The sequence below is a fragment of the uncultured Lentibacter sp. genome (assembly GCF_937123735.1).
In the GTDB taxonomy this organism is placed as follows: domain Bacteria; phylum Pseudomonadota; class Alphaproteobacteria; order Rhodobacterales; family Rhodobacteraceae; genus Lentibacter.
The window spans coordinates 1-3,044 of sequence record NZ_CAKZKL010000041.1 but is presented as its reverse complement, the minus strand read 5'-3'; the positions used below and the strand labels follow the sequence as shown (position 1 = coordinate 3,044).

3 protein-coding genes and 1 pseudogene are annotated in these 3,044 nt (G+C 61.2%); 2 read left to right on the top strand and 2 right to left on the bottom strand.

Annotated elements, in window-relative coordinates:
• Both Q0478_RS12870 and Q0478_RS12865 read right to left on the bottom strand, forming a co-directional pair.
• Positions 1 to 819: oligosaccharide flippase family protein (locus Q0478_RS12870; RefSeq protein WP_366914919.1), on the bottom strand; the 819-nt coding region annotated here is incomplete at its 3' end.
• Positions 816 to 1,676, bottom strand: coding sequence for a glycosyltransferase (locus Q0478_RS12865; RefSeq protein WP_298679900.1), 861 nt, complete (start codon positions 1,674 to 1,676; stop codon positions 816 to 818). The genes Q0478_RS12870 and Q0478_RS12865, both read right to left, overlap by 4 nt.
• Positions 1,677 to 1,977: 301 nt before the next feature.
• Here Q0478_RS12865 and Q0478_RS12860 point away from each other — a divergent pair, with 301 nt between their 5' ends.
• The gene (locus tag Q0478_RS12860; protein WP_298679898.1) at positions 1,978 to 2,799 is read left to right on the top strand and encodes a hypothetical protein; all 822 of its coding nucleotides are present in this window, start codon (positions 1,978 to 1,980) and stop codon (positions 2,797 to 2,799) included.
• Positions 2,800 to 2,949: 150 nt separating this feature from the next.
• Positions 2,950 to 3,044 (top strand): annotated as a pseudogene (locus Q0478_RS12855) (histidine phosphatase family protein); the annotation flags it as partial.

The window sequence follows — 3,044 nt, the reverse complement described above, 5'->3', positions numbered from 1 at the left end:
CAGAACCATTCCCAGAAGCAGCGGAAAGGAGGCCAGAAAATAACCGATATTATAGACCCCGAATTGATCCAGCGGCAGGTATTTGCCAAGCATCAACTTGCCCGCCTGCGTGATCACAAACCCTGCCACCGTTGACAGGAAGATCCATTTGCCAAAGCCGATCAACTCGCGTGCCGCCGCCCTTTCCCAGCGAAAGCGATTGCGCAGGCCCGGCCGGCACAGCTCATAGATCAGCAACTCTGCCAAGGCGCCGATCAACCCGGAGAGGATCAGCGCCCAAACAGACTGGAGCCAATAGGCCAAGACAATCGCGCTGAGCACCCCGACAAGCTGGCTGAGCATATCCAAAGCGGTGATCCGCCCGAGCCGCAAGTGCCTGTTGGCCTCATCATAGCGGGTGGTGTTGAAGCCGGCGATCACCTGCCCAAAGCCCGCGGCCGGCAGCATATAGACAAGCTCGGGCAGGCCGTAGACCAGTGCCAAAGGCCAGGCCAGCACGCAAGCGACCAACCATAGCAGCCAGCCACGGACCACCTGTATGGTCCAGGCGGTGTCCAGGAACGCACGCTCATCGCCCCGCCGTGATTGCATGATCGCCGGTGAAACGCCAACATCCGAAAACATGTTGAGCGCCATCAAGAAAACAGTGATCAGCGCCATCAACCCGAACGCCTCGGGAAACAGCAGCCGTGTCAGAATGAGGTTGGACAGCAAGCGCAAAATCTGGCTCCAGCCAAACCCCAACACTGTCAGCCCCGCCCCGCGCAGCACACGCGCTGTCAGGCTATCGGCGGCTATCATGCGCGACACAAGGCTCACCGACCCCGACTCCATTCTCGGCTGCGGCGCCCAAAACGAGTGAGCAAAGCCACAGCCCCATAAACGGCAAACCCGACCGGTGCACGCAGCACAAGCCCCAGCAGCGACGCGGGTGTCAGCGCGGGCGTGTCATCATTTTTCAGCAAGTTGGGAAAGCGCCGGGCAACCTCGGCCACACCGATATTCTGGCGCCGGCGCACCCGCAGCAGATTCCCAAAACCCTCCACAAGCGGCCACGCATAGCAGGCCCGCAGCAAGAGGCGCTCATGGGGGGCAAAAGACAACCTCACAAAGGTATCATCCGAGATGATGTCCGGAAACACACCCCAGCGGCGTCGGCCCGCCCTGCTCACCCCAAAGAGCCCGCACCCGGCCACACCCGTGCTCATAAACGGAACCAGCGCATAAAACTGGCGGTAGGCACGGCTCACAGGGGTCTTGGCGGGGGCAATCTGACAGCGCCCGCTGGCATAGAGCGGCTTGTCGGTTTGCAGCGCCCGCGCCAACTGATCCAGCAGGGGCGGCGAGAGGCGCACATCGGCGTCAAGGTAGGCGCGGGCACCGTGCCTTGCCTGTGCATCCGCCGCATTGAGCGCGGCAATCTTGCTGCCCTCAGCAAGCTCCAGCACGCGAAAATCCCAGCCCATCTGCGCAAAGCTGGGCGCAAAGCTGCGGGCCAGCGCTGCGGTGTCATCGGTGCAGCCATTGGCCGCCACGATCACCTCTATCGGCATCGGCACCGGAATGGAGCCTGAGCCATAGCCAGGCTTTGGCTCTGCGGCGAGCAGCGCGGACAGACAACCACCGATCTCGGCGGCTTCGTTGCAGGCGGGCAGGATGATTGTCAGACCCGCCATTCAACGCTCCTGCACAAGCCCGGCCGCAGATGCAGGGTTGCATGGCCTGCTGGCTGCGGTGCAAACTCGGCGCGACCCACACCGCGCAATGGCGCTGTAACCAGTTCTGATTCTGTTATCGAGAAAGCGGCGCATTTTGCAAAACACCTCACAAACTCCTGAGCAAATTTCTGAAGAAACTTCTGAAGAAACCCCAAAAAACGCTCGTGAAAACACCCCTGAAAAAATCGCTCTGCTCATACCTCAATTCCCGGGCCAAACCCATATCTTCTTTTGGCGTGAGATCCTTGAACTACAAAATATGGGCGTGAATGTGACGCTGTTCAGCACACGTCCACCCCCCGCAGGGTTGATCGCCCATCGCTGGTCAGACGAGGCCATGGCCCGAACGCGCTATTTGGTGGACTGGGGGCCGCTCAATGCTGCGCTGGCCCTGGTGCGGTTTCCTTTTCGGGCGCTGACATCGGATTTGCAGCAGAACCCCTTGGCATTTCTCAAAGATATCCTGTTGAGCTTGCCTGCGGCGCGCCAGCTTGCGCGTCTGTGCACGGCCCAGGGAATTTCCCATGTGCATGCCCATTCCGCGCGCCGCGCCGCCACCATCTGTGCTTTGGCCAAAGTGATCTGGGGGCTCGACTATTCCGTGACGTTACACGGGCCAATGTCGGATTATGGCCCCGGTCAGGGCTTCAAGTGGCGGCACGCGCGCTTTGGCACTGTGATCACCCGAAAGTTGTTGCACGAGCTGCGCGCGGCTTTGGGAGACGACCTGCCCAAAGCGCTGTTTGTGCAGCCTATGGGCGTTGATACCGTGGCGCTGACGCGCACGGCCCCCTACGCCCCGCCCAAGGCAGGTGCGCCGTTGCGGCTTTTCTGCTGTGGACGGCTCAACATCGTGAAGGGCCATGAAGACCTGATCGAGGCCCTCCGGCTCCTGCGCGCCAGCGGGCTGGACGCAAAGCTGGAAATCGCCGGGCAGGATGATTTCGTCTCGGGGCGCACTGCATTTTGCCGAAGAGTTCCCCATCCCAGCCCCCGCCGGGGTATCGCCCTGCGAAACCTGCGCCGCGCCTTGCACGACGACCTGTCCGGTCAGCGCGCTGAACGCGCAGGATTTCTATGACGTCGCTGCATGCCACGACCATCTTGGCACCGCTGAAGGTCAGACCTGCATGTCTGGTGGGTGTCTGGCCCGCCTTGCGTGCCCCCTCAGTACAGGCGCAGGGCGCGACCCCGAACAATCGGCCCATCATATGAGAGCCTTTCATCCCTCATGACCCGAACTCTGATCCTGACACGTCATGCAAAGTCCAGCTGGGATAATCAGGGTCTTGGTGATCATGAACGCCCCCTGAACAAACGTGGACG

What these genes read in the sequence shown, in the direction of transcription:
- Q0478_RS12865 (WP_298679900.1), bottom strand. Translation starts at nt 1,676, where the DNA reads ATGGCGGGTCTGACAATCATCCTGCCCGCCTGCAACGAAGCCGCCGAG.
- Q0478_RS12860 (WP_298679898.1), top strand. Translation starts at nt 1,978, where the DNA reads ATGGGCGTGAATGTGACGCTGTTCAGCACACGTCCACCCCCCGCAGGG.